The sequence below is a fragment of the Gemmatimonadaceae bacterium genome (assembly GCA_035533755.1).
In the GTDB taxonomy this organism is placed as follows: domain Bacteria; phylum Gemmatimonadota; class Gemmatimonadetes; order Gemmatimonadales; family Gemmatimonadaceae; genus JAGWRI01.
In genome coordinates this window covers 41,830-61,632 of record DATLTC010000060.1, presented here as the reverse complement: position 1 = coordinate 61,632, position 19,803 = coordinate 41,830, and the positions used below count along the sequence as shown (strand labels likewise).

Below are 19,803 nucleotides of genomic sequence, written 5' to 3'. Positions count from 1 at the left end.
GGCGCGGATCGGGCTGGCCTACATTATAGAAGCGGGGGCCCGTGGTGTGCCAAGAAAAAACCCCCGGCGAGGCTCGCCGGGGGTTGGTGCGATTCGTGTGGTGGCCGGACCGGTTACGCGGCCCAGAAGCCGCACAGCGCGCGCCCGTCGGGGCTCTCGCGCAGCTTCTCGAACGCGCGCTCGCGGATCTGGCGAATGCGTTCGCGCGTCACGCCCATGAGCGCGCCGATCTTCTCGAGCGTCATCGCCTCGCTGCCCTCTTCGAGGCCATAGTACAGATAGAGGATCTTCCGCTCGCGCGGCGTGAGATACTTCTTGAACACGCGGTCGATGAACTCGCGCATCAATTTGTAATCGGTGACCTCTTCGATCTCGGTGCCGTCCACGCCGGCAAACCGCTCGCCGAGCGTCGAGGCTTCGCGGTCGGACCGATCGATCGGCGCGTCGAGCGAGACTTCGGTGGCCGACATCTGCTTGGCGCTGCGGATCGTTTCCGGCGTCTCGTCGAGCAGGCGCCCGATCTCGTTCTCGGTGGGATCGCGCTTGAGCACCTGGGCGAGCACCGTCTCGGCGCGGGCCAGGCGGATGAGCTGCGAATTCTGGTTGAGCGGAATGCGCACGGAGCGCGTCTGCTCGGCCAATGCCTTGAGCACGGCCTGGCGCACCCACCACACGGCGTACGAGATGAACTTGACGCCCTGATCCGGGTCGAACTTCCGGACCGCCTTGAGCAGGCCTTCGTTGCCGATCGCCACCAACTCACTCAGGTCGAGTCCGTGGCCCTGGTACTTCTTGACGTACGAGATGACGAAGCGGAGGTTGGCCGTGACGAGCCGTTCGGCGGCTTTCTCGTCGCCCTTCTGCGCGCGACGCGCGAGTCGTCGCTCTTCCTGCGGATCGTCGATGAGGGGGAGTTTCTGGATGTCCTGCAGGTACTGGTCAAACGCCGAGGAGGGAGAAGAGCGAAAGTATCCCTTGGACCTGGTCTCGGTCACTTGCTCCATACACGCCCCTATCTGACGGAAAGCGGGAAGGTGGGAGCGAGCGTAAACGCTCGCGGCACGCCGGCGACTAGCAGGGACGGGCACGATAATGTCGACTTCCGGGGGCGTCAACAGTGGTGATGATCGGTACATCGTGATAAACACTAGTTTGACTAGTTAACCGCTGATGTGGCAGAAATTTGCACGGTTAAATATTGGTACACATGTAAACATATGATCTTCGGTCAGTTGTTCCGAAAATAGTCCGAACCTCGCCGTCAGTCGTCTGGGCCAGCGCAACTGACGGCGAACTTCATGACAGCGATCGGATTATCGCGTGGAGTGGTCGGAGGCGCGGGCTTTCGATCGCCGTAACCGGCTCGACATGTACGCGAAGAGCGCGCCCACGGCGATGCCGGCGCCGATGGCGATCGCCACCACGGGGACGTCGAGCAGGAATGCCGCGACGGCGAGTGCGGCGATGATCCCCAACAGCAGCAGCTGTCGCGCGCCGGCGACGGACAGCGATCGGCCCTCGCGACCGGGCGTCGTCAACGCGCGCTCACTCGCCGCGCAGCACGGCGAGCACCACATCGTCGGGCACGGGCTCGGCCCAGTGGTGATCGGCGAACGCCATGGCCCCGATGCGCGTGGGCAGCGCGTACGCGGCGCGGCCACCGCGTCCCTTCTTGTCGCCGTGCGTGATGCGCAGGATCTCCGCGGCCGGGAGGTCCTGCGGTACCGACGTCGGGAGCTCGATGGCCGCGCACGCGGCGCGAATCCGTTCGGCGGTGCCCGGTTCGGCGATCGCCAAGCGCTCGGCGATCGCCGATTCGACGCACATGCCGATGGCCACGGCCTCGCCATGGAGGAGCGTGTATCCGCTCAGGTGCTCGATGGCGTGGCCGATCGTGTGGCCGAAGTTGAGCGTCTTGCGGCGTCCCGACTCGCGCGTGTCCGACGCGACGACGGCCGACTTGATCTCCACGCTGCGGGCGATCAACGCGCTCACCGCGCGGTCATCGGGCCGGTGGCGGCGCAACATCGCGCCGAGCGCGGCCACGGCGTCGAAGTGCGCGGGGTCGGCAATCACGCCGTGCTTGAGCGCTTCGGAGAAACCGGCCCGGAGCTGCTCCATGGGCAGCGTGGCGAGCAGGCCGGGGTCGGCGATCACCGCGGCCGGCTGGTGGAACGCGCCGACGAGATTCTTGCCGGCCGGCGTATCGACGCCGGTCTTGCCGCCGATCGATGCGTCGAGCATCGCGAGCAGGGTGGTGGGCACCTGCACGAACGGCACGCCGCGCATGAACGTGGCGGCCACGAATCCGGCGAGGTCGCCCACGACGCCGCCGCCGAGGGCGATGACGACCGCGTCGCGGCCCAGCCCGGCGTCGAGCATGGCGTCGGTGACGGCGGCCCACGTCTCGCGCGTCTTGTTCGTCTCGCCGGCGGGGATGGTGAACACGTCGGACAGCTGGCCGGCCAGCGCTTCCTGCGCGCGCGCGGCGTACAGCGGGCCCACGGTGCTGTCGGTGATGATCGCATAGCGGTGGCCCCGGGCCACGACGCGCACCACGCCCCCGAGCGCGTCGAGCGCCCCGGGCATGATGTGGACGCGGTACGTGGTCTCGATCATGCGCGCCGATTCCGCGGACGGCGCGCTACCATGTCACCTCGCCGGCACCGGCCCGCCGGTTGGCCACGCGGGCGAGGGTGAACAGCAGGTCGGACAGCCGGTTCAGATAGATGATGGCGAGGTCGGGCACGTCCACCGTGCCGCGCAACGCGACCACGCGGCGCTCGGCGCGCCGGCACACGGTGCGGGCGAGGTGGAGCGCGGCGGCCTTTGGCGTGCCCCCCGGGATGATGAACGCCTTGAGCGGTTCCAGTTCGGCGTCGGCGTCGTCGATCGCGCGCTCGAGTTCCGCGATGCGCCCGTCGTCGATGCGCGCCTTGTCGAGATGCTGTTTCATCTTCGCGCGATCTGGCGTGGCGAGCAGCGCGCCGATCGCGAACAGGTCGCGCTGGATGGGGACCAGGACCTCGTCGACGCGCGGCATCGCCTCGCTGGCCCGCGCGAGGCCGATCGCGGCGTTCAACTCATCCACGTCGCCGTAGGCTTCGACGCGCGGATCGTTCTTGGGCGTGCGGCCGCCGCCGAACAGGCCGGTGTCGCCGGTGTCGCCGGTTCTGGTGTAGATCTTCATGACAGGAATGTACCAAAAAAAGCATGGGGCAGGACCGCGACGGCGTGGTCGCCGTCCTACGGTTCTACCGTTCTACCGATCACCCGAACAGCCGCGCGATGATCGATCCGCGCTTCTTCTTGAATACCTCCGACGCCGCCTGGACCGCCACGGGGTCGGCCTCGAAGCGCGCTTCGAAGGTGGTCGGGAAGATCTCTGCCAGGTGGTTCTGCAGCCAGTCGGGCGACGCGCCGGCGCGGTCGTGCTGGGCCGAGATCCACTGATCGAGCAGCGATCCGAGTTGAGCCGCCGTGGCGCGTTCCGCCGGGTTGCGCTGCAGCGAGAGCTGGAGCAGCGCGTCGAGATCGGGATCGAGGTCGGTGATCCTCGACCGCAGGTCGGGCAGGGGACGCAGCACCACTTCTTCCACCGACAGGGCCGTGTTGTCCTCGTGAAACAGCGGGCTGAGCGCGAGGAGTTCGTACAGCACCACGCCCAGCGAGAACACATCGCTGCGCGCGTCGACGAGCGTGCCCAGCACCTGCTCCGGACTCATGTAGCGCTTCTTGCCCATGCGCACGTGCTGATCCGACGCCGGGTCGATGGACGTGCGGGCCTTGGCGATGCCGAAGTCGCCGAGCTTGATGTGGCCGTCCCAGGTGATCATGACGTTGCCGGGCGAGACGTCGCGGTGCACGACGTCCAGCCGGCGGCCGTCGGGGCCCACGGCGTTGTGGGCGAAGTCGAGGGCCCGGCACAGCCGGCTGCCCACGTACGCCACCATCGTGGCGGGGATCGGGCGGCCGAGTTCGTTGTGCCGGTCGATCACGCTGCGGAGCGTGGGGCCCTGGATGTACTCCATGGCGATGAAGTACTGCCCGCGCACCTCGCCCAGCTGGTAGATCTGCACGATGTTGCCGTGCATCAGGTTGGCCGAGAGCTTGGCCTCGTCCACGAACAGCTGGAGGAACTCGCGGCGTTGCGCGAGATCGGGGTGGATGACCTTGAGCGCGATGCGCTTGGAAAAACCCGACGGTCCGAGTTGTTCGGCTTCGTACACCGTGGCCATCCCGCCTTCGGCCACTTTGCGAACGAGATGAAATGAGCCGTGGTAGTCGAGACTTTCTGGCATGCGGGCTGTGCTGGGGACGGGCGGAGCCGCGGGGTGCGCGGCTGGCGGGACGGGGCCGGCGGGGGGCGCGCCGCCGGCTGCTTGTATAACGATTGAGGTCAGGCGAACGTTATCGGATGAATCACGAAATCCGCGACATCACGATCATTGGGGGCGGCCCCACCGGACTGTTTGCGCTGTTCTATGCTGGCATGCGCGGGGCCACGGCGCAAATCGTGGATGCCCTGGCCGAGCCCGGGGGCCAGCTGACGGCGCTCTACCCGGAGAAGTACATCTTCGACGTGGCAGGGTTCCCGAGAGTGCTGGCCAAGGACCTGGTGCGGGCGTTGCGCGAGCAGGCCGCGCAGTTCGCCCAGCCCATGCACTACTCCCAGCGCGTGGTAGGGCTCGAGGAGCAGGACGGCCACTTCGTGCTCGTGACCGAGACCGACCGCTTTCCCACACGCGCCATCGTCATCGCGGCTGGGATCGGCGCGTTCGCGCCGCGCCGCCTGCCGCAGGCGGCCGCCGAGCCCTGGTACGGTCGCGGCATCCACGACGTGGTGACCGATCCCGAGCGGTTCCGGGGGCGCCACGTGGTGATCATCGGCGGCGGCGACTCGGCGTTCGATTGGGGCACGCAGCTGCTCGGCCGCGCCGCGAGCGTGACGATCGTGCACCGGAGCGATCGGTTCCGCGCTCACGACGCCACGGTGGCCCAGTTCCAGCAGGCGGTGGCGGCGGGGAAGGCGGGGCTCCTCACGTTCCACGAACTGGCGGACCTGGTGCCCGATGCGGGCGGGGAGCGATTCACGCACCTCATCCTCAAGGACATCAAAGCCAAGACCACGCATCAGGTGGCCGCCGACGCCGTGTTGCCGATGCTCGGCTTCGTGAGCGACATGGGTGCGATCAATACCTGGGGGTTGAAGATCGAGAAGGACGAGATCTCCGTGAACAGTCGGATGGAGACGGGGCGGCCCGGTCTGTACGCGGCCGGCGACGTGGTGACCTATCCCGGCAAGCTCAAGCTCATCGCCACCGGCTTTGGCGAAGCGACGACCGCGGTGAATCAGGCGGTGCACTGGGTGTACCCGGACAAGAAGGTCAATCCGGGACACAGTTCGAACATGGCGGTGTTCGGGCAGAAGGACGACTAAGGACAGCGGACCGCGCACGGCACGCGGAGAAAACGCAGCGTGCGGTGCGCGGCCGATCTCCGGTCAGGCCTGAAATCCGCCGGGGTGGCGCTGCGTCAGCTTGGCCACGTTTGCCTGGGCCACGTCGTCCAATGTGAGCCCGGCGCTCTGCGCGGCGATGGTCAGGCACCACAGCGCATCGCCCAACTCCTCGCGCAACCGCGCCGCGTCCAGCCCGCGCCCCTGCATCAGATGCTTGCGCACCAAGCCGAGCACCTCGCCCGATTCTTCGGCCAGGCCGGCCGCGGCGTCGAGGAGGCGGTCGCGGTCGCTCAGGGCCGGGTTGATGGTGCGGCCGGCGGAGCGTTCGTATTCGGAGAGAGTCATTGGAGTGGGAGGGTAGGACGGTAGGACCGTAGGGGGGTAGTGGGTAAACGGCGTTCGGCAGGCATCCGTCCTTCCCTCCTGCCGTCCTACCGTCCTACCGGTAGTCATCAGTAGGCGATTCGCGGATCTGCCTTCGCGTAGGCGAGGTCGGTCACGAGGTTCACGAGCACGAACACGGCGCTCAGAAACAGCACCGAGCCCTGGATGGCCGGAAGATCGCGGCGCGCGATGGCGTTCACCACGTAGCGCCCCAGGCCGGGCCAGGAGAACACGGTCTCGGTGAGGATGCTTCCCGTGAGGTACGAGCCGAAGTCGAGGCCGACCACGGTGATCACGGGAATGAGGGCGTTGCGCAGCGCGTGCCGCAGCACCACGACCCATTCGCGCGCGCCCTTGGCGCGGGCGGTGCGCGTGAAGTCGGCGCCCAGCGCGTCGAGCATCGACGATCGCGTGACGCGGGCCTGGAAGGCGATGGACCGCATGCCGAGCGCCAGCGCCGGCAGGATCAGGTACTCGAGGCCTCCATACCCCGACGGCGGGAGCCATCGGAGTCCCACCGCGAACACGAGGATGAGCAGCAACCCCACCCAGTATACGGGAAACGATATGCCCAGGTACGCCACGCCCAGCGCCAGGCGGTCCATCCAGCCGCCCGGGTGGCGCGCGCTCAGCACGCCGAGCGAGATGCCGCACACGGTGGCGAGGAGCATGGCCGCCAACGCCAGCTCCAGCGTCTTGGGAAACCGCTCGGCGATGTCGGCGGTGATCGGGCGGTCGGTGACGAACGACCGGCCGAGCTGGCCGTGCGCCACCTGGTCCACGTAGCGGACGAAGCGGAGCGGCAGCGGGTCGTCCAGGTGGAGCTCGGCGCGCAGTCTGGCCACGGTGGCCGGATCGGCGCGCTCGCCGACCATCGCCGTCACCGGGTCGCCGGGCGCCACGTTGAGGAGCAGGAACGCCACCACGAGCACGCCGAACAGCGTGGGGACGGCGAGCGCGAGGCGACGGGCGACGTAGCGCAGCATGTCGCGCTCAGCGACCCGGGGGCCGGAACCGCGCGTGGGTCCAACGTTGGCCGTTGAAGATCACCGGCGGCGTGAACCCCTCGATCCAGGGCTGCACGGCGTAGAGCTGCGTGTAGAAGTAGAGGTACAGCATGGGGGCGTCGGCGAAGGCCAGCGAGTCGGCCTGCCGGTAGAGGAGGTTGCGCTTGGCCTCGTCCGCTTGGCGGCGCGCCTGGTCCAGCAGGCGGTCGAACGCCGGGTTGTGGTAGAACGAGACGTTGCCGCCCGGGCCCATGTTCGCGCTGTCGAGGAGCGGGTACAGGAAGTCCTCCGCGTCGGGGTAGTCGGCGTACCAGTCCTTGAGAAACAGGTCGGTCTCCCCGCGGCGCGCGGCGGCGCGCGCGGTGGCCGCGTCGCGCTGCTCGATCGTGGCCCGGATGCCGGCGGCGGCGAGATAGCCCTGGAGGGCCTCGGCCACTCGCACCATGATCGGCGTGGTGCCGGTCCAGAGCTCGACGTCGATGCCCTTGGGGTATCCGGCGGCTGCCAGGAGCTGCCTGGCCCGGGCCACGTCGTAGGCGTAGGGGGCGCGGGTGGTGTCGGCGCCGCCCAGCGAGGGCGGGATGACGCCGGCGGCCACGCGGCCGCGGCCGTGGATGAGTTGCTGCACGATGGTCCGGGTGTCCACGGCGTCGTTGATGGCCTGGCGGACCCGCGGATCCCGGAGCGGTCCGCGGGTGGTGTTGATCGCCACGTAGACGAGTTGCAGCGCCGGGACGTCGGTGAGCAAGCGCTTCCTGGCCGGATCGTGCTCCCAGGTCTCGGTCTCGTCGGGCGGGATCTCGACGACGTCCACGTTGCCGCTCTCGAATTCCGCCACCGCGGTACTCGGCTCGGCGATGATGCGGGCGCGGAGCGAGTCGGCCTCGGGGGCGCCGCCCCAGTAGTGTTCGTTGCGCGCGAACAGCAGGTAGTCGTCGTGCTTCCAGGTGACGAGCTTCCAGGGACCGGTGCCCACGGGATGGTCGCTCACGTCGGCGGGCGCCGAGGCGGGAAGGACCGAGGCCGCGGGCATGGCCAGGAGCTTGGGAAAGGTGGCGAGCGGCTGGGCGAGGGTGATGACGACCGTGCTGTCGTCGGGCGCGGCGAGCCCGCTCACCGAGGGGGCCTTGCCGTCGGCGAAGTCGGCGGCGCCGCGGATGGGGAGGAGGGGTACGGCGCCGCTGCCGCGCGTGGCCGGATCGAGGGCGCGGGTGAACGAGTGGACGACGTCGCGCGCGGAGAGCGGCGTGCCGTCCTGGAAGAACACGCCGGCGCGCAGGTGGAAGGTGTAGGTGAGGCCGTCGGGGGCCAGGTCCCAGCGGGTGGCGAGGGCGGGCTCCAGGCGGGCGTCGGCGGTGAAGCGGGTGAGGCCCTCGAAGACGTAGCTCACGGCGCGGCCGGTGGGCACGTCGGTGGATCGCGCCGGGTCGAGGGACCGGGGGTCGTAGGTGTCGCGCGAGTCGATCAGGGTGCGGCGCGACGGGGTGCCCGGCTCTCCCCCGCGGCAGGCGAGGGGGAGGGGGAGGACGACGAGAAGCGACAGGCGGAGCAGTCGCGCGATTTGAGACGGCACGGCGGTTGACACCTTGGATAGCGGGCGAGAACTTACGCTACCCGCAATGACGCGTCAATCACAAGCGCCCGCCGGATTTACGCGCCGCGCGGGCGCGTCGTGTTTCGGCAGTGCGCATGCCACGACCCACTGGTCCCAGGACTCGCGCGGGAGGCGAGGGCTGGGGGTCTCGTTCCGGGATCGCATGACCGACAAGCGACTTTCCTCGAGCGCCGGCGGGTGATGCGCCGGTTCTCCCGTTATGCGATCGGGGCGATGAGCCTCGTGCTCGCGGCCGTGGCGTTGCCGGCGCGCGCGCACGCGCAGGACGGGTCCTGCGCGGCCGGGGACCGCGAGGTGCGCGCGCTCGAGTTCCGCGGCAACCACGCGTTCAGCAGCTCGGATCTCGCGGAGCGCATCGCGACCACCGCGTCGGGGTGGATGCGCGTTCACGTGGGGTTCTTCGGCGCCAAGCACTGTCTGGACCCGAGCGAGTTCCCGCTCGACGTGCTGCGGCTCAAGAAGTTCTACCACGACAAGGGCTACTACAGCACGCAGGTCGATACCCTCGTGCAGCCCATGGGACCGCGCGCCGTGCGCGTGGTGTTCGCGATCAACGAGGGCAAGCCGATCGTGATCGACTCGCTGGCGATCACCGGGCTGGAGTCGGTGCGCAATCGGGCGAAGGTCCTGGCCGGCCTGGGGCTGCACGTGGGGATGCCGTTCGACGTCAACCTGCTGGCCGCCGAACTGGACACGATCAAGGCGCGGCTGCGGAACTCCGGCTATCCCAGAGTGGATCTGCTGCGCAACTACACGGTGCGCACCGACTCGCTGCGGGCCAGCGTGACGATCACCGCCCTTCCCGGACCGCTGGCCCGCATCGGGCAGATCCGCGTCATCGTCGCTCCGCTGGACAGCGCGCACCGGCAGCAGATCGGAGACGACGTGGTGCGGGGCCTGCTCGGCATCCGCCTCGGCGACCTGTACAGCGACGACAAGTTGATCGCGGCGCAGCGCAGCCTGTACCAGCTGGGCGCCTATCGGCACGTCGAGGTGGCGCTCGATTCGGTGCAGCCGAAGAACGATTCGCTGGTCACGCTCCTCGTGAACCTGCGCGAGGATTACATGCAGCAGCTGGACACGAAGTACGGGTGGGCGACGCTGGACTGCTTCCACACCAGCGCGCAGTACACGAACAAGAACTTTCTCCACCAAGCGCGGCATCTGGAAGTGTCGGGGCAGCTCTCCAAGATCGGCTACGGGTATCCGCTGGCGTCGGCGGGCACGCGCAATCTCTGCTACCAGAACATCCTGCGCCGCGATCCGTTCAGCGACACGACCAACTACAGCATCTCGGCCACGCTCCAGCAGCCCGGACTATTCGGCTCCGAGTGGGTGCCGTCGTACACGATCTACCGCGAGCGCCGGAGCGAGTACCTCGCGTACCTGCGCTCCACGCTGATCGGCGGCGAGGCGTCGGTGGGCCGCGATCTGTCGGTGGGCGGCCGGTTGCGGCTGGCGTACAGCCTCGAGTACGGGCGCACCCAGGCCCAACCGGCGCTGTTGTGCGCGGTGTTCAATCGCTGCGACCAGCAGTCGCGCGACCAGATCTCGCGCATCGCGCAGCCGCTGGCCGTGGCCAGCGTCCAGTATTCCGTGGCCAACACCGACGATCCGTTCAACCCGAGCCAGGGATACGTCTTCCGCACCGAGCTGCGCAGCTCGCAGCGCGCGCTGGGGTCGTCGGCCGATCTGACGTTCAACAAGGGCACGTTCGACGTGGCGTGGTACCACCCGGTGGGACGGTCCGGCGTGTTCGCGTCGCGGCTGCGCGGCGGCATCGTGCTCGGGTCGAACTTCTCGCTGTCCAACTCCACGCGCTACATCCCGCCCGAGGAGCGCCTGTACGCGGGCGGCGCGGGGAGCGTGCGCGGCTTCCAGCAGAACGAATTGGGGTCGCTGCTGTACATCGCGCAGGGGTACGATTCGGTGACCGTGAACGACAGCACGCGCTACTTCCGGTCACCCGACGGCGTGCGTCCGTATCGGGTGGTGCCGGTGGGCGGTAACGCGCTGGTCGTGGCCAACTTCGAGTATCGCATCGCCGACCTCTTCTTTCCGCGCCTGCTGCAGTACACGCTGTTCACCGACGCCGGCGACGTGTGGACGCGGGGCACGCCGGGCACGGGGCTGTCGGTGTCGCATCTCAAATGGACGCCCGGCATCGGCATCCGGCTGTTCACGCCGGTGGGACCGGTGCAGGTCAACGTGGGGTACAATCCGTATCCCCAGCCGCGCGGCCCGATCTACTACGACGCGAGCGTGAATCGCGAAACCGGGGTGGCCCCGCTCTACTGCGTCAGTCCCGGCAATACGATTCCCGTGAGCGTGCAGACCGGCAGCGCGGGCACCACGTACACGCAGGCCGAACAGGCGTGCCCGGCCACCTTTGCCCCGTCGCAATCGTCGGGCTTCTTCCACCGGCTCACGCTCACGTTCTCCGTGGGTCCGGAGTTCTAGCCGATGTCGCGCCGGCGCATCGTTCTCTTCGTGAGCCTCGGCCTGGTGGTGTCGCTCATCCTCCTAGCCGTGGGCGGCGTGATGGTGCTCACGCAGACCGGCTGGGGGCAGGATCAGGTGCGCCATCTGGTGCAGGACCGCGTCACGGCCGCCGTGCACGGGCGCGTCTATCTGGGCCGGATCAGCGGCAGCTATCTCACCGGCATGACCATCGACTCGGTCGAGATCCGCGACGCCGAGGACTCGCTGTTCGTGGCCACCGGGCCGGTCACGGTGGCGTACGATCCTCGTGACCTGGTCGACAAGCGGCTGCTCTTCTCGTCCGTCGACATCCAGCATCCCACGGTGTACCTGCGGCAGCACGAGAACTGGGACTGGAACTTCCGGCGCATCTTCCGCAGCGGCATCCAGGGGCCGCCGTCGCGGGGCCCCCAGTGGGGCGACTACCTCGTCTTCGACTCGGTGCGGGTGCACAACGCGACGTTCGAACTCACGCTGCCCTGGCACCCCGACGATTCGCTCCACGGCGTGCGGCGCGACAGCGCGATCGCGGCCGCGCTGTCGCACGCGGAGCCCGAGGTGCGCCGCACGCGCGAGGGGTTCACCCGCACGTGGCGGTGGAGCCGCATCCACGCCGTGCTCCCGTACGTGCGCTGGGCGGATCCCGACAGCGCCGGGAGGACCTTCGCCTTCGACACGCTCGACCTGGACGAGCGCGAGCCGCCGTTCCTGTTCCGCAACGTGCGCGGCACGGTGCGCAATCTGGGCGACTCGCTGTGGGCCACGGTGCGCCACTTCGACCTGCCGGCGTCCACGGGATCGGCCAGCGGCAAGATCTGGTGGGGCAACGATCTCCCCACGCGCTACGCGCTGCACATCATCGGCGACTCGGTCTCGCTGGCCGATGTCGACTGGGTGTATCCCACGCTCCCCACGACGGGCGGCGGATCGATGGATCTCGACATCCACAACGAGCGCGATCTGCACGTGCTGGACTACGCGCTCTCGAAGATGGATGTGCGGAGCACCGGGTCGCATCTGCGCGGCGCGATGACGTTCGGCGTCGGCGGCCCCGTGCTGCAGGTCAAGGACGTGAACCTCGACGCCGATCCCGTGGATTTCGACCTGTTGCGCACGCTCAACGGCAAGGCCTTCCCGGTGGACTGGCAGGGCCAGTTGCGGGGCACGGTGGTGGCCCGCGGCGGCCCGCTCACGCACTTCGTGGTCGATACGGCGCAGCTCACGTTCCATGATGCGCACGTACCCGGGGCGGTGTCGGCGCTGAGCGGCCGCGGCGGGCTCGACATTCTGAACCCCGGGTTCACCGTCTTCCAGCATTTCGACGTCGCCGCGCAGATGGTCGACCTGCGCACCATCGAGTATCTCTACCCCGCCTTCCCGCGGCTCCATGGCTGGCTGTCGGGCGCGGCCACGCTCGACTCGTCGTGGATGGACGTCCGGTTCTCGAATGCCGACGTGCAGCAGCACGACGGCGACGCGCCGCCGTCGCGGCTCGTGGGCAATGGACGGATCACCTACGGCGATCAGTTCATGAGGTATGACGTGGCCCTGTTCGCCGACTCGCTGTCGCTCACCGGGCTCCATCGCTCGTACGCCGGGCTGCCGGTCAAGGGCATGGTGGCGGGCACGATCCGCGCCCAGGGCACGACCGACAGTCTGCTCCTCGACGTGTCGCTCCGCGGGCCGCTCGGCGCCGCGTCGTTCAACGGCCACGTAGACATCTTCCCGCCCATGCTCGGCGCGCAGGGCAGCGGGCGCGTGGTGGCCCTCGATCCGGCGCAGCTCCTCGACCGCGACGGCGTGCCGGCGGGTTCGCTGACCGGAAACTACGAAGTGAATCTGCGCGGCGATTCGATCGCCACCCTCAACGGCTCGGTCCTCGTGTCGCTGGAGCACTCCGATCTCGATCACGTGCAGCTGTTCGGCTCGCGCGCCCGGTTCCGGTTCGGCGATGCCAAGATGCACGTCGACTCGCTGCGCCTCGAGACGTCGGCGGCCACGATCACGGCCTCGGGCGCGCTCGGGCTGCGGCGCGGCGCCGTGGACTCGCTCGCCTACGAGGCGTCGGTGGATTCGCTGGGCGGGTTGCGTCCGTTCCTGGCCACGGCGGCGGCGAAAGCCAGCGGCAAGCCCGACTCGCTGGCCGGCGCGCTGTCGCTCACCGGCATGGTCACCGGGAACCTGGACTCGTTGAACGTGCGCGGCGAAGTGTTCGGGAGCACGCTCTACATCAACAAGGATCGCGGCGCGTCGATGCACGGGCGGTTCGCCGTGGATGACATCCTGAACGCGCCGCGCGGCACCGTGGGCCTGGAACTGGACACGCTCGTGCTGGCCGGCGTGAAGGTGGACACGATCGGGGCCGAGTTGCAGCTGGCCACACGCACGAGCGGCAGCTTCCGCCTCGGCGTACTCAGCGACAACGGTCCCACGTTCGCCGCGGCGGGACGCGTGAGCCGCACCGACGGGCTCATCGGCGCCACGGTGGAGTCGGTGGACGTCAACCTCGGCCACGACACGTGGACCCTCGCGGCGCCGGCGCGGATCAGCGTCGATTCGTCGCTGATCGCGATCGACACGCTGCGGATCACCAACGGGCGCGGCGGGTCGGTGGCGGTCGCCGGCCGCGTGCCGGCCGTGGATTCCGTGGCGCTCATGTTCAGCGCCGACAGCGTGCCGGTGCGCGACGCGGCCACGCTGCTGCAGATTGCCGACACGATGGCGGGCTGGGGCGCGCTCCATGCCGGGGTGCGCGGCACGCGGGCGCGCCCGCTGGCGTCGCTGGACGCGACGCTGCACGGCCTCCGCTACGGCGGCATGCGATTGGAGCGCGTCGACGCCACCGCGGCCTACGCGGACCGGCGCACCCAGGCGGCGCTCACGATCTTCCGGGGCGGGGCCCCCTCGCTGCAGGCCACGGCGTCGCTGCCCATGGAGCTGACGCTGTCCGACGCCCCGCGGCTGCTCGACGATTCCCTGAGCGGGAAGATCCGTGCCGACAGCGCCGACTTCGCCATCGTCGAGGCCTTCGTGCCCGCGGTGACCGACGCCAAGGGGCGCGTGCATCTGGATCTCGACGTGGCCGGGACGTGGCACCACCCCACCGTGGGCGGCGTGGTGCAGATGAACGGCGGCCAGCTCTCGGTGGCCGACATCGGGCTCACGCTGCACGACATCAGCGCCGATCTCGCCATGTTCAGCGCCCGCGACAGCCTAGCCATCCGCCGGCTGCGGGCCTGGAACGCCACCTCGCCCAACGACAGCGTGGCCGTCCTCGGGTTCGTGGATTTCGCCGATCGCAGCAATCCGCTGTTCAACCTGCGGCTGGCCGCGCACAACTTCCGGGTCATGGACAAGCGCGCGCTGGCGCGGCTGGACGTGTCCACGGTGGGCCAGGGCATCACGCTGAGCGGACGCCAGGACGCATCCACCCTCACCGGCTCCGTCAACGTCGTGCGGGGCACGATCTACATCCCCGAGCGCGCCGTGGCCAAGAAGCAGCTGGTGGCCCTGAGCTACGCCGATCTCGAAGGCATCATCGACACCGCCGAGTTGAGCCGCCAGATCAAGCTGCCCAGCCCGCCGTCGGCGTTGCTCAAGGACATGACGATCAGCAACGTCCGCGTGACGCTCGGCGACGAGGTGTGGCTACGGTCGCAGGAAGCCAACGTGAAGCTCGCGGGATCGCTCAACGTCACGCGGTCGGGCCAGCGCGCCACCGACGGCGGGTCGCCGTTCAGCCGCGACCCCGCCCTGGACACCCTGACGTACCGCCTGGCGCTCGACGGGACGCTCATCGCCGAACGCGGCACGTACACGCTGTCGTTCGGGCCGCTGCAGCGCGAATTCCAGGTGGAGAGCGGCACGATCACGTTCTATGGCACGCCGGACCTCAATCCGCGCATCAATATCAGCGCCATCTACAACGTGCGGCAGTACAACCGGCAGGACGTCAAGGTGCGCGCCAAGCTCTCCGGGTACCTCTATCCGGGGCCGTCGCTCGACCTGGAGAGCGGGGAGAGCTACGCGATCCCGCAATCCGACCTCGTGAGCTACCTCTGTTGCGGCGTGCCGAGCTTCGAGCTCGGAGCCAACCAGAGCTACCTGCGCACGGCGGCGCAGGTGCTGCTGCCCACCGCCAGCAGCGTGCTCGCCCAGACGCTGCGCGGGCAGCTCGGTTCCACGTTCGACATCCTGCAGTTCCAGGCCGGCGCCACCGACGAGACCGCCACCAACGCGCCCACGACGAACGCGGCGCGCGACTTCTTCGCCGGCGCCCGGTTGGGCGGCGAGAAGCAGCTCACCAACAATCTCTTCTTCAGCATCAGCGCCGGCCTGTGCCAACTCAACCCCAACCAGACCGGCAGCGACCCGGGGATGAACGGATTCTTCCAGCAACTCGGGGGCAAGCTGCAATATCGATTCTCCAATACGCTGGCGGCGGACGTGGGCGTGGATCCGCCCTCCAGCGCGCTGCTGTGCGGCCGCGGCCTGCGCGGATTCGTGCCCACCCCGCAGCAGTGGGGCGTCTCGCTGTCCAAATCCTGGCGCTGGTGATCCGCCGCGCCCTGCTGATCGTGAACCCCGCGTCGCGGTGCGGGGTGCGCGACCTGGCCCGCGTCGAAGCCGCGCTCGCCGCCCTCGGTGTGACCCACGACACGCGGCGCACCACGGGGCCCGGCGATGCCGGCGGCATGGCCCGCGCCGCGGCCACGGCCTACGACGCCGTGTTCGTCCTCGGCGGCGACGGCACCATCATCGAGGCGCTCGGGGCGTTGGCCGGCACGGCCGTCCCCGTGGGGCCGCTCGCCGCCGGCACGGGAAACCTGCTCGTGCGCGCCCTCGGCATCCCGCTCGATCCGGCTCGCGCCGTGCGCGCTCTCTGCGGCGGACGCGTGCGCGCGATCGACCTCGCCCGGCTCGCGTCGGGCGGGCACTTCGCCGTGGCCGCCGGCATCGGCATCGACGTCCGCATGCTCGAGCGCACCGCGACCTGGCACAAGCGCCGGCTCGGGATCGGCGCCTACGTGGTCGCCGGCGCCGGTGCGGCCATCGGCGCCGCCGTGCGCGGCGAGCGATTCCGCGCGCGCATCGAGGTGGACGGCGCCGTCCACGAGGTCGAGGCGCTCAGCATCCTCGTGGCCAACGTGGGCTCCGTGCTCAGCGGCGTGATCACCCTCGCGCCGGACGCGCGCCCGGACGACGGCGCGCTCGACGTGGCCGTGTACTCGCCGCGGTCGCTCGGCCAGGCGGTGCGTGTGGCCTGGCGCATGTTACGCGGCCGGTTCCCCGACGACGGGCTCACGAGCTTCTACCGCGGCCGCCACATCCGCGTGGTGGCCGAGCCCCCGCGCCGGACCGAAGCGGACGGAGAACTGCTGCCCGTTGGGGCGCTCGATGCCACGGTGTTGCCGGGCGCCGGGCGGGTGCTGATTCCCGGGTCGCGCTGATCGAGGGTTGCTCCGCGGCGGATTAGTGTTCATTCTCTTTACACTGCAGTCCCTTCGAAACCGAGCCCTTCCAGCTCCGCCACCACCGCCCGGGCATGCCGACCGTTCTCATCGTCGACGACGAACGCGACATCACCTCGTTCCTGGGGGCGTTCTTTGAGCGTAGCGGGCATCAGGTGCTCAAGGCCTACACGGGGGAGGAAGCCGTCGCGCTGATCAAGCAGCGGCGTCCCGATCTCGTGCTGCTCGACCTGCGCCTGCCCGACATCACGGGCTTCGAGGTGCTCGAGCGGGTGAAGGAAGAGCACCCGGTGGTGATCATGATCACCGGGCACGGCGACGTGTCGCTCGCCGTGCGCGCCATGCAGGCCGGCGCCGAGAGCTTCCTCACCAAGCCCATCGAGTTGGCCCACCTCGGCGCGGCCGCCGAGCGCGCATTCGAGAAGGCGCATCTGCGCCAGATGAACGTCTATCTGACGGAACGGCGCGGGCAGATGCCGGCGCGGGCGCTGCTCGGCTCGTCGCCGCCGATGCGCGAACTGGCCGCGCAGATCGATCTGTTGGCGCACAGCGATCGCACGACGGTGCTGCTGGTGGGCGAGGTGGGCACGGGAAAGGGCCGCGTGGCCGACGCCATGCACCGGCAGAGCCCGCGCTCCGGCCAGCGGTTCATCGAGGTGAACTGCGCCGCGCTCACCGCGGCGTCGCTCGATTCCGAGCTGTTCGGCGTGGAGCAGGGGGTGTCGCCCGAGGGCGAGGTGCATCGTCCCGGCCTGCTCGAGGTGGCGAGCGGGGGCACGTTGTTCCTCGACGAGATCGGCGATCTGGACGCGCACCTCCAGCCCAAGCTGCTGCGCGTGCTCGAAGGCAAGAGCTTCCGCCGCCAGGGCGGCACGCGCGAGGTCCAGGTGGACGTGCGGCTGATCGCCGCCACGAGCCGCGACCTCGTGGCCGAGGTCACGGCGGGCCGGTTCCGCGAAGATCTCTACTACCGCCTGAGCGTGATGCCGATCAATCTCCCGCCGCTGCGGGCGCGGGCGCGCGAGGACCTGGTGGAGCTGATCGCCCACCTGCTGGACGAGTTGCGGGTGAACCTTCCCGAGGGGCCCACCGAGATCGACGACGACGCGCTCGAGCGGCTGCTGAAGTATTCCTGGCCCGGCAACATCCGCGAGATGCGCAACGTGCTCGAACGCGCGATGATCATCGGCCGCGGCGCGCCGGCGATCGCGGCAACGCACCTGGCCGCCGAGGTACGCGACGCGTCGGGGCTGGGGGTGGAGCACCACGTTCCGCGCACCCTGGCCGAGGTGGAGCGGCAGCACATCGACCGCACGCTGCGCGCCCACGACGGCAATCGCACGCGCGCCGCCAAGGAACTCGGCATCTCGCGCGCCACGCTGATCAAGAAGATCAAGGAATACGGCATGGAGATGCGACAGGCGGTGCACACCGGAGGCGGACGATGACCAATGAATTGAAGGAACACGACATGATGACCTGCCGGGCGTGCGGCAACGAGGAGCGCGCCTCGGAGGGCTACCCGTGCGTCGATTGCGGCACCTTCCTCTGTGTGATGTGCAACATTCGCGGCGTCACGCGGTGCCGTGCCTGTCAGGCCAAACGCGAGGTCGCGCCGCCCGCTTCGGGCCACTGAGGTGAGCGTGGACTTCTCCCGCGTCGGCGTGGCGGTGGGGCACGCCACCGACGCTGCCGGCGGCACGGGATGCACCGTGGTGCGCGGCATCGACGCTCCGTTGCGCGGCGCGGCCGCCGTGTTCGGCCGCGCCACCGGGTCGCGCGAGATCCACGCGCTCAGCGCCGACGCGCTGGCCGACCGCGTGGACGCGGTGCTCCTCACCGGCGGGTCGGCCTATGGCCTCGACGCCGCGGCCGGCGTCATGCGGTGGATGGAGGAGCGGAACCGCGGCTTCCCGATCGCCGGCGGCGTGGTGCCGATCGTCCCGGCGGCGGTGATCTTCGACCTCGGGCCGATCGGACGATTCGGCGCGCGGCCCACGCCGGAGATGGCGTATCAGGCCGCGGAATCGGCCACGTCCGTGCACGTGCCCGAGGGGAGCGTGGGCGCCGGCACCGGCGCCACGGTGGGCAAGGCGGCGGGTGCCGCCCGGGCCATGAAGGGCGGCGTCGGCTGTGCCGAGCGCGGATCGGCCGGCGTGTGGGTGGCGGCCGTGGCCGTGGTGAATGCGTTCGGAGACGTGCGAGATGCGGCGGGCCACGTCATCGCCGGTGCGCGGGCCGACGGCGGCGGATTTCTCGATGCCGCGCGGCTGCTCGTGGACGACCCGCATCGCCTTGCCGCGCTGTCCGCCGAACAGGCGATGCGCAACACCACGCTCTGCGTGGTGGCCACCAACGCGTTGCTCGACCGCGTGCAACTGGCGCAGTTGGCCCGGGCCGCCGGCGCCGGCCTCTTCCGCCGCATCGCGCCGGCCGGTTCGTCGTTCGACGGCGATGTGGTGTTCGCGCTCTGCGGCCGCGACGGCGTGTCGGCCAACGCCCTCCACGTGGAGGCGCTGGCCGCGGCGGCGCTGGAGGAGGCCATCGAGCGCGGCGTGCGTCTGGCCAGGGGAAGCGCGGCGTTCCCCGGGCTCGCCGACCGCGCATGAGCGCCGGGTCGGGCGCGGTGATCCGCGTGGCGATCGCGCCGCTACAGGCCGAGCCGCGCGCGTCGAGCCCTCAGCGGTCGCAACGGCTGGCTGGCCATCCCGTGGAGATCGTCGCCGAGCAGGGCGATTGGCTGCGCGTGCGCGGCGCCGACGGCTATGAAGGGTGGATGCACGCGGGCTACCTCACCCGCGTTCCGGGGGGCGCCACGCGCCGGAGCCGCGGCGTGAGCCGGCTCTCGTTGGGGTGCGTCACGCGGACGCCGGCCGGGGGCGGCCGCCGCGCGCTGCCGCTGGGCGCATACCTGGCGCCCGACGAGATCGTGGAGCAGGGCGAAGCGATCGCCGTGAGCGACCTGGCGGCGCGCTTCCCGCGCGACGCCGCGGCCGTGGAGCGGACGGCGCGGGAGTTCTTCGACGGGACGAGCTACCAGTGGGGCGGGGTCACGCCGTGGGGCGCCGACTGCTCGGGGTTCGCGCAGACGGTGTTGGCGCTGCATGGCGTGGCGCTGCCGCGCGATGCCTGGCAGCAGGCCGGCGCGGGAGACGCCAGCGCGCACGGCTTCACGGCCTTGGAGTCGGGCGAACTGGCGTTCTTCTCCGATCGCGACGACCGGGCCGTCACGCACGTGGGGTTGGGCATCGGCGGCGGGCGCATGGCGCACGTCGCGATCGGCCGTGGCGGGTTCGCGATCGAGCGGCTGGGCGACGGCCGCGACGCCTACGTAGCCGGGCTGCGCGAACGCTTCCTGTTCGCGCGCCGCATTCTCTAGCCCGC

16 protein-coding genes are annotated in these 19,803 nt (G+C 69.9%); 8 read left to right on the top strand and 8 right to left on the bottom strand.

What is annotated here, in order from left to right; translation table 11 throughout:
• Positions 1-113: 113 nt before the first annotated feature.
• The 5 genes from VNE60_09155 to VNE60_09135 all read right to left on the bottom strand — a co-directional run bounded on the left by VNE60_09155 (position 114) and on the right by VNE60_09135 (position 4,301).
• Positions 114-1,004 carry an RNA polymerase sigma factor RpoD/SigA gene (locus VNE60_09155; GenBank protein ID HVB31676.1) on the bottom strand — a complete coding sequence of 297 codons (891 nt, stop codon included), beginning with the start codon at positions 1,002-1,004 and terminating at the stop codon, positions 114-116.
• A gap of 309 nt (positions 1,005-1,313) precedes the next feature.
• Complete coding sequence (locus tag VNE60_09150; GenBank protein HVB31675.1) at positions 1,314-1,538, bottom strand: hypothetical protein; 225 nt, start codon at positions 1,536-1,538, stop codon at positions 1,314-1,316.
• A gap of 7 nt (positions 1,539-1,545) precedes the next feature.
• Entirely contained in the window at positions 1,546-2,619 is a 1,074-nt protein-coding gene (aroB, locus tag VNE60_09145) for a 3-dehydroquinate synthase (GenBank protein ID HVB31674.1), read from the bottom strand.
• A gap of 25 nt (positions 2,620-2,644) precedes the next feature.
• Complete coding sequence (locus tag VNE60_09140; protein ID HVB31673.1) at positions 2,645-3,190, bottom strand: cob(I)yrinic acid a,c-diamide adenosyltransferase; 546 nt, start codon at positions 3,188-3,190, stop codon at positions 2,645-2,647.
• Positions 3,191-3,269: 79 nt separating this feature from the next.
• Positions 3,270-4,301 (bottom strand): serine/threonine-protein kinase, encoded by a 1,032-nt coding sequence (locus VNE60_09135; protein ID HVB31672.1) that lies wholly within the window; start codon positions 4,299-4,301, stop codon positions 3,270-3,272.
• A gap of 116 nt (positions 4,302-4,417) precedes the next feature.
• Between VNE60_09135 and VNE60_09130 the strand changes: the two genes are divergently transcribed.
• Positions 4,418-5,440 carry an NAD(P)/FAD-dependent oxidoreductase gene (locus VNE60_09130; protein ID HVB31671.1) on the top strand — a complete coding sequence of 341 codons (1,023 nt, stop codon included), beginning with the start codon at positions 4,418-4,420 and terminating at the stop codon, positions 5,438-5,440.
• Between the two features lie 63 nt (positions 5,441-5,503).
• Here the strand turns inward: VNE60_09130 and VNE60_09125 are convergent, their stop codons facing one another.
• The 3 genes from VNE60_09125 to VNE60_09115 form a co-directional block, all read right to left on the bottom strand.
• Entirely contained in the window at positions 5,504-5,806 is a 303-nt protein-coding gene (locus VNE60_09125; GenBank protein HVB31670.1) for a nucleoside triphosphate pyrophosphohydrolase family protein, read from the bottom strand.
• Positions 5,807-5,913: 107 nt separating this feature from the next.
• The gene (locus VNE60_09120) at positions 5,914-6,831 is read right to left on the bottom strand and encodes an ABC transporter permease (GenBank protein HVB31669.1); all 918 of its coding nucleotides are present in this window, start codon (positions 6,829-6,831) and stop codon (positions 5,914-5,916) included.
• 7 nt (positions 6,832-6,838) lie between these two features.
• Positions 6,839-8,437, bottom strand: a complete 1,599-nt coding sequence (locus VNE60_09115; protein HVB31668.1) for an ABC transporter substrate-binding protein — start codon at positions 8,435-8,437, stop codon at positions 6,839-6,841.
• Between the two features lie 210 nt (positions 8,438-8,647).
• Between VNE60_09115 and VNE60_09110 the strand changes: the two genes are divergently transcribed.
• The 7 genes from VNE60_09110 to VNE60_09080 all read left to right on the top strand — a co-directional run bounded on the left by VNE60_09110 (position 8,648) and on the right by VNE60_09080 (position 19,798).
• A complete protein-coding gene (locus VNE60_09110) occupies positions 8,648-10,927 on the top strand; it encodes a BamA/TamA family outer membrane protein (GenBank protein HVB31667.1) in 2,280 nt (759 codons plus the stop codon).
• 3 nt (positions 10,928-10,930) lie between these two features.
• A complete protein-coding gene (locus VNE60_09105; protein ID HVB31666.1) occupies positions 10,931-15,505 on the top strand; it encodes a translocation/assembly module TamB domain-containing protein in 4,575 nt (1,524 codons plus the stop codon).
• The gene (locus VNE60_09100; protein HVB31665.1) at positions 15,469-16,398 is read left to right on the top strand and encodes a diacylglycerol kinase family protein; all 930 of its coding nucleotides are present in this window, start codon (positions 15,469-15,471) and stop codon (positions 16,396-16,398) included. Before VNE60_09105 ends, VNE60_09100 begins: the two co-directional genes overlap by 37 nt.
• 95 nt (positions 16,399-16,493) lie before the next feature.
• On the top strand, positions 16,494-17,867 hold the full coding sequence (locus tag VNE60_09095) for a sigma-54 dependent transcriptional regulator (GenBank protein HVB31664.1): 1,374 nt from the start codon (positions 16,494-16,496) through the stop codon (positions 17,865-17,867).
• Positions 17,864-18,055, top strand: a complete 192-nt coding sequence (locus VNE60_09090; protein ID HVB31663.1) for a hypothetical protein — start codon at positions 17,864-17,866, stop codon at positions 18,053-18,055. Before VNE60_09095 ends, VNE60_09090 begins: the two co-directional genes overlap by 4 nt.
• Before the next feature lie 7 nt (positions 18,056-18,062).
• A complete protein-coding gene (locus VNE60_09085; GenBank protein HVB31662.1) occupies positions 18,063-19,028 on the top strand; it encodes a P1 family peptidase in 966 nt (321 codons plus the stop codon).
• Positions 19,025-19,798 carry an NlpC/P60 family protein gene (locus tag VNE60_09080; protein HVB31661.1) on the top strand — a complete coding sequence of 258 codons (774 nt, stop codon included), beginning with the start codon at positions 19,025-19,027 and terminating at the stop codon, positions 19,796-19,798. The genes VNE60_09085 and VNE60_09080 overlap by 4 nt, the downstream gene beginning before the upstream one ends.
• Positions 19,799-19,803 lie beyond the last annotated feature (5 nt).

Coding starts and splice junctions, on each gene's coding strand:
- VNE60_09140 (HVB31673.1), bottom strand. CDS start 3,190: ATGAAGATCTACACCAGAACCGGCGACACCGGCGACACCGGCCTGTTC.
- aroB (HVB31674.1), bottom strand. CDS start 2,619: ATGATCGAGACCACGTACCGCGTCCACATCATGCCCGGGGCGCTCGAC.
- VNE60_09105 (HVB31666.1), top strand. CDS start 10,931: ATGTCGCGCCGGCGCATCGTTCTCTTCGTGAGCCTCGGCCTGGTGGTG.
- VNE60_09080 (HVB31661.1), top strand. CDS start 19,025: ATGAGCGCCGGGTCGGGCGCGGTGATCCGCGTGGCGATCGCGCCGCTA.
- VNE60_09155 (HVB31676.1), bottom strand. CDS start 1,004: ATGGAGCAAGTGACCGAGACCAGGTCCAAGGGATACTTTCGCTCTTCT.
- VNE60_09135 (HVB31672.1), bottom strand. CDS start 4,301: ATGCCAGAAAGTCTCGACTACCACGGCTCATTTCATCTCGTTCGCAAA.
- VNE60_09095 (HVB31664.1), top strand. CDS start 16,494: ATGCCGACCGTTCTCATCGTCGACGACGAACGCGACATCACCTCGTTC.
- VNE60_09090 (HVB31663.1), top strand. CDS start 17,864: ATGACCAATGAATTGAAGGAACACGACATGATGACCTGCCGGGCGTGC.
- VNE60_09125 (HVB31670.1), bottom strand. CDS start 5,806: ATGACTCTCTCCGAATACGAACGCTCCGCCGGCCGCACCATCAACCCG.
- VNE60_09110 (HVB31667.1), top strand. CDS start 8,648: ATGCGCCGGTTCTCCCGTTATGCGATCGGGGCGATGAGCCTCGTGCTC.
- VNE60_09120 (HVB31669.1), bottom strand. CDS start 6,831: ATGCTGCGCTACGTCGCCCGTCGCCTCGCGCTCGCCGTCCCCACGCTG.
- VNE60_09130 (HVB31671.1), top strand. CDS start 4,418: ATGAATCACGAAATCCGCGACATCACGATCATTGGGGGCGGCCCCACC.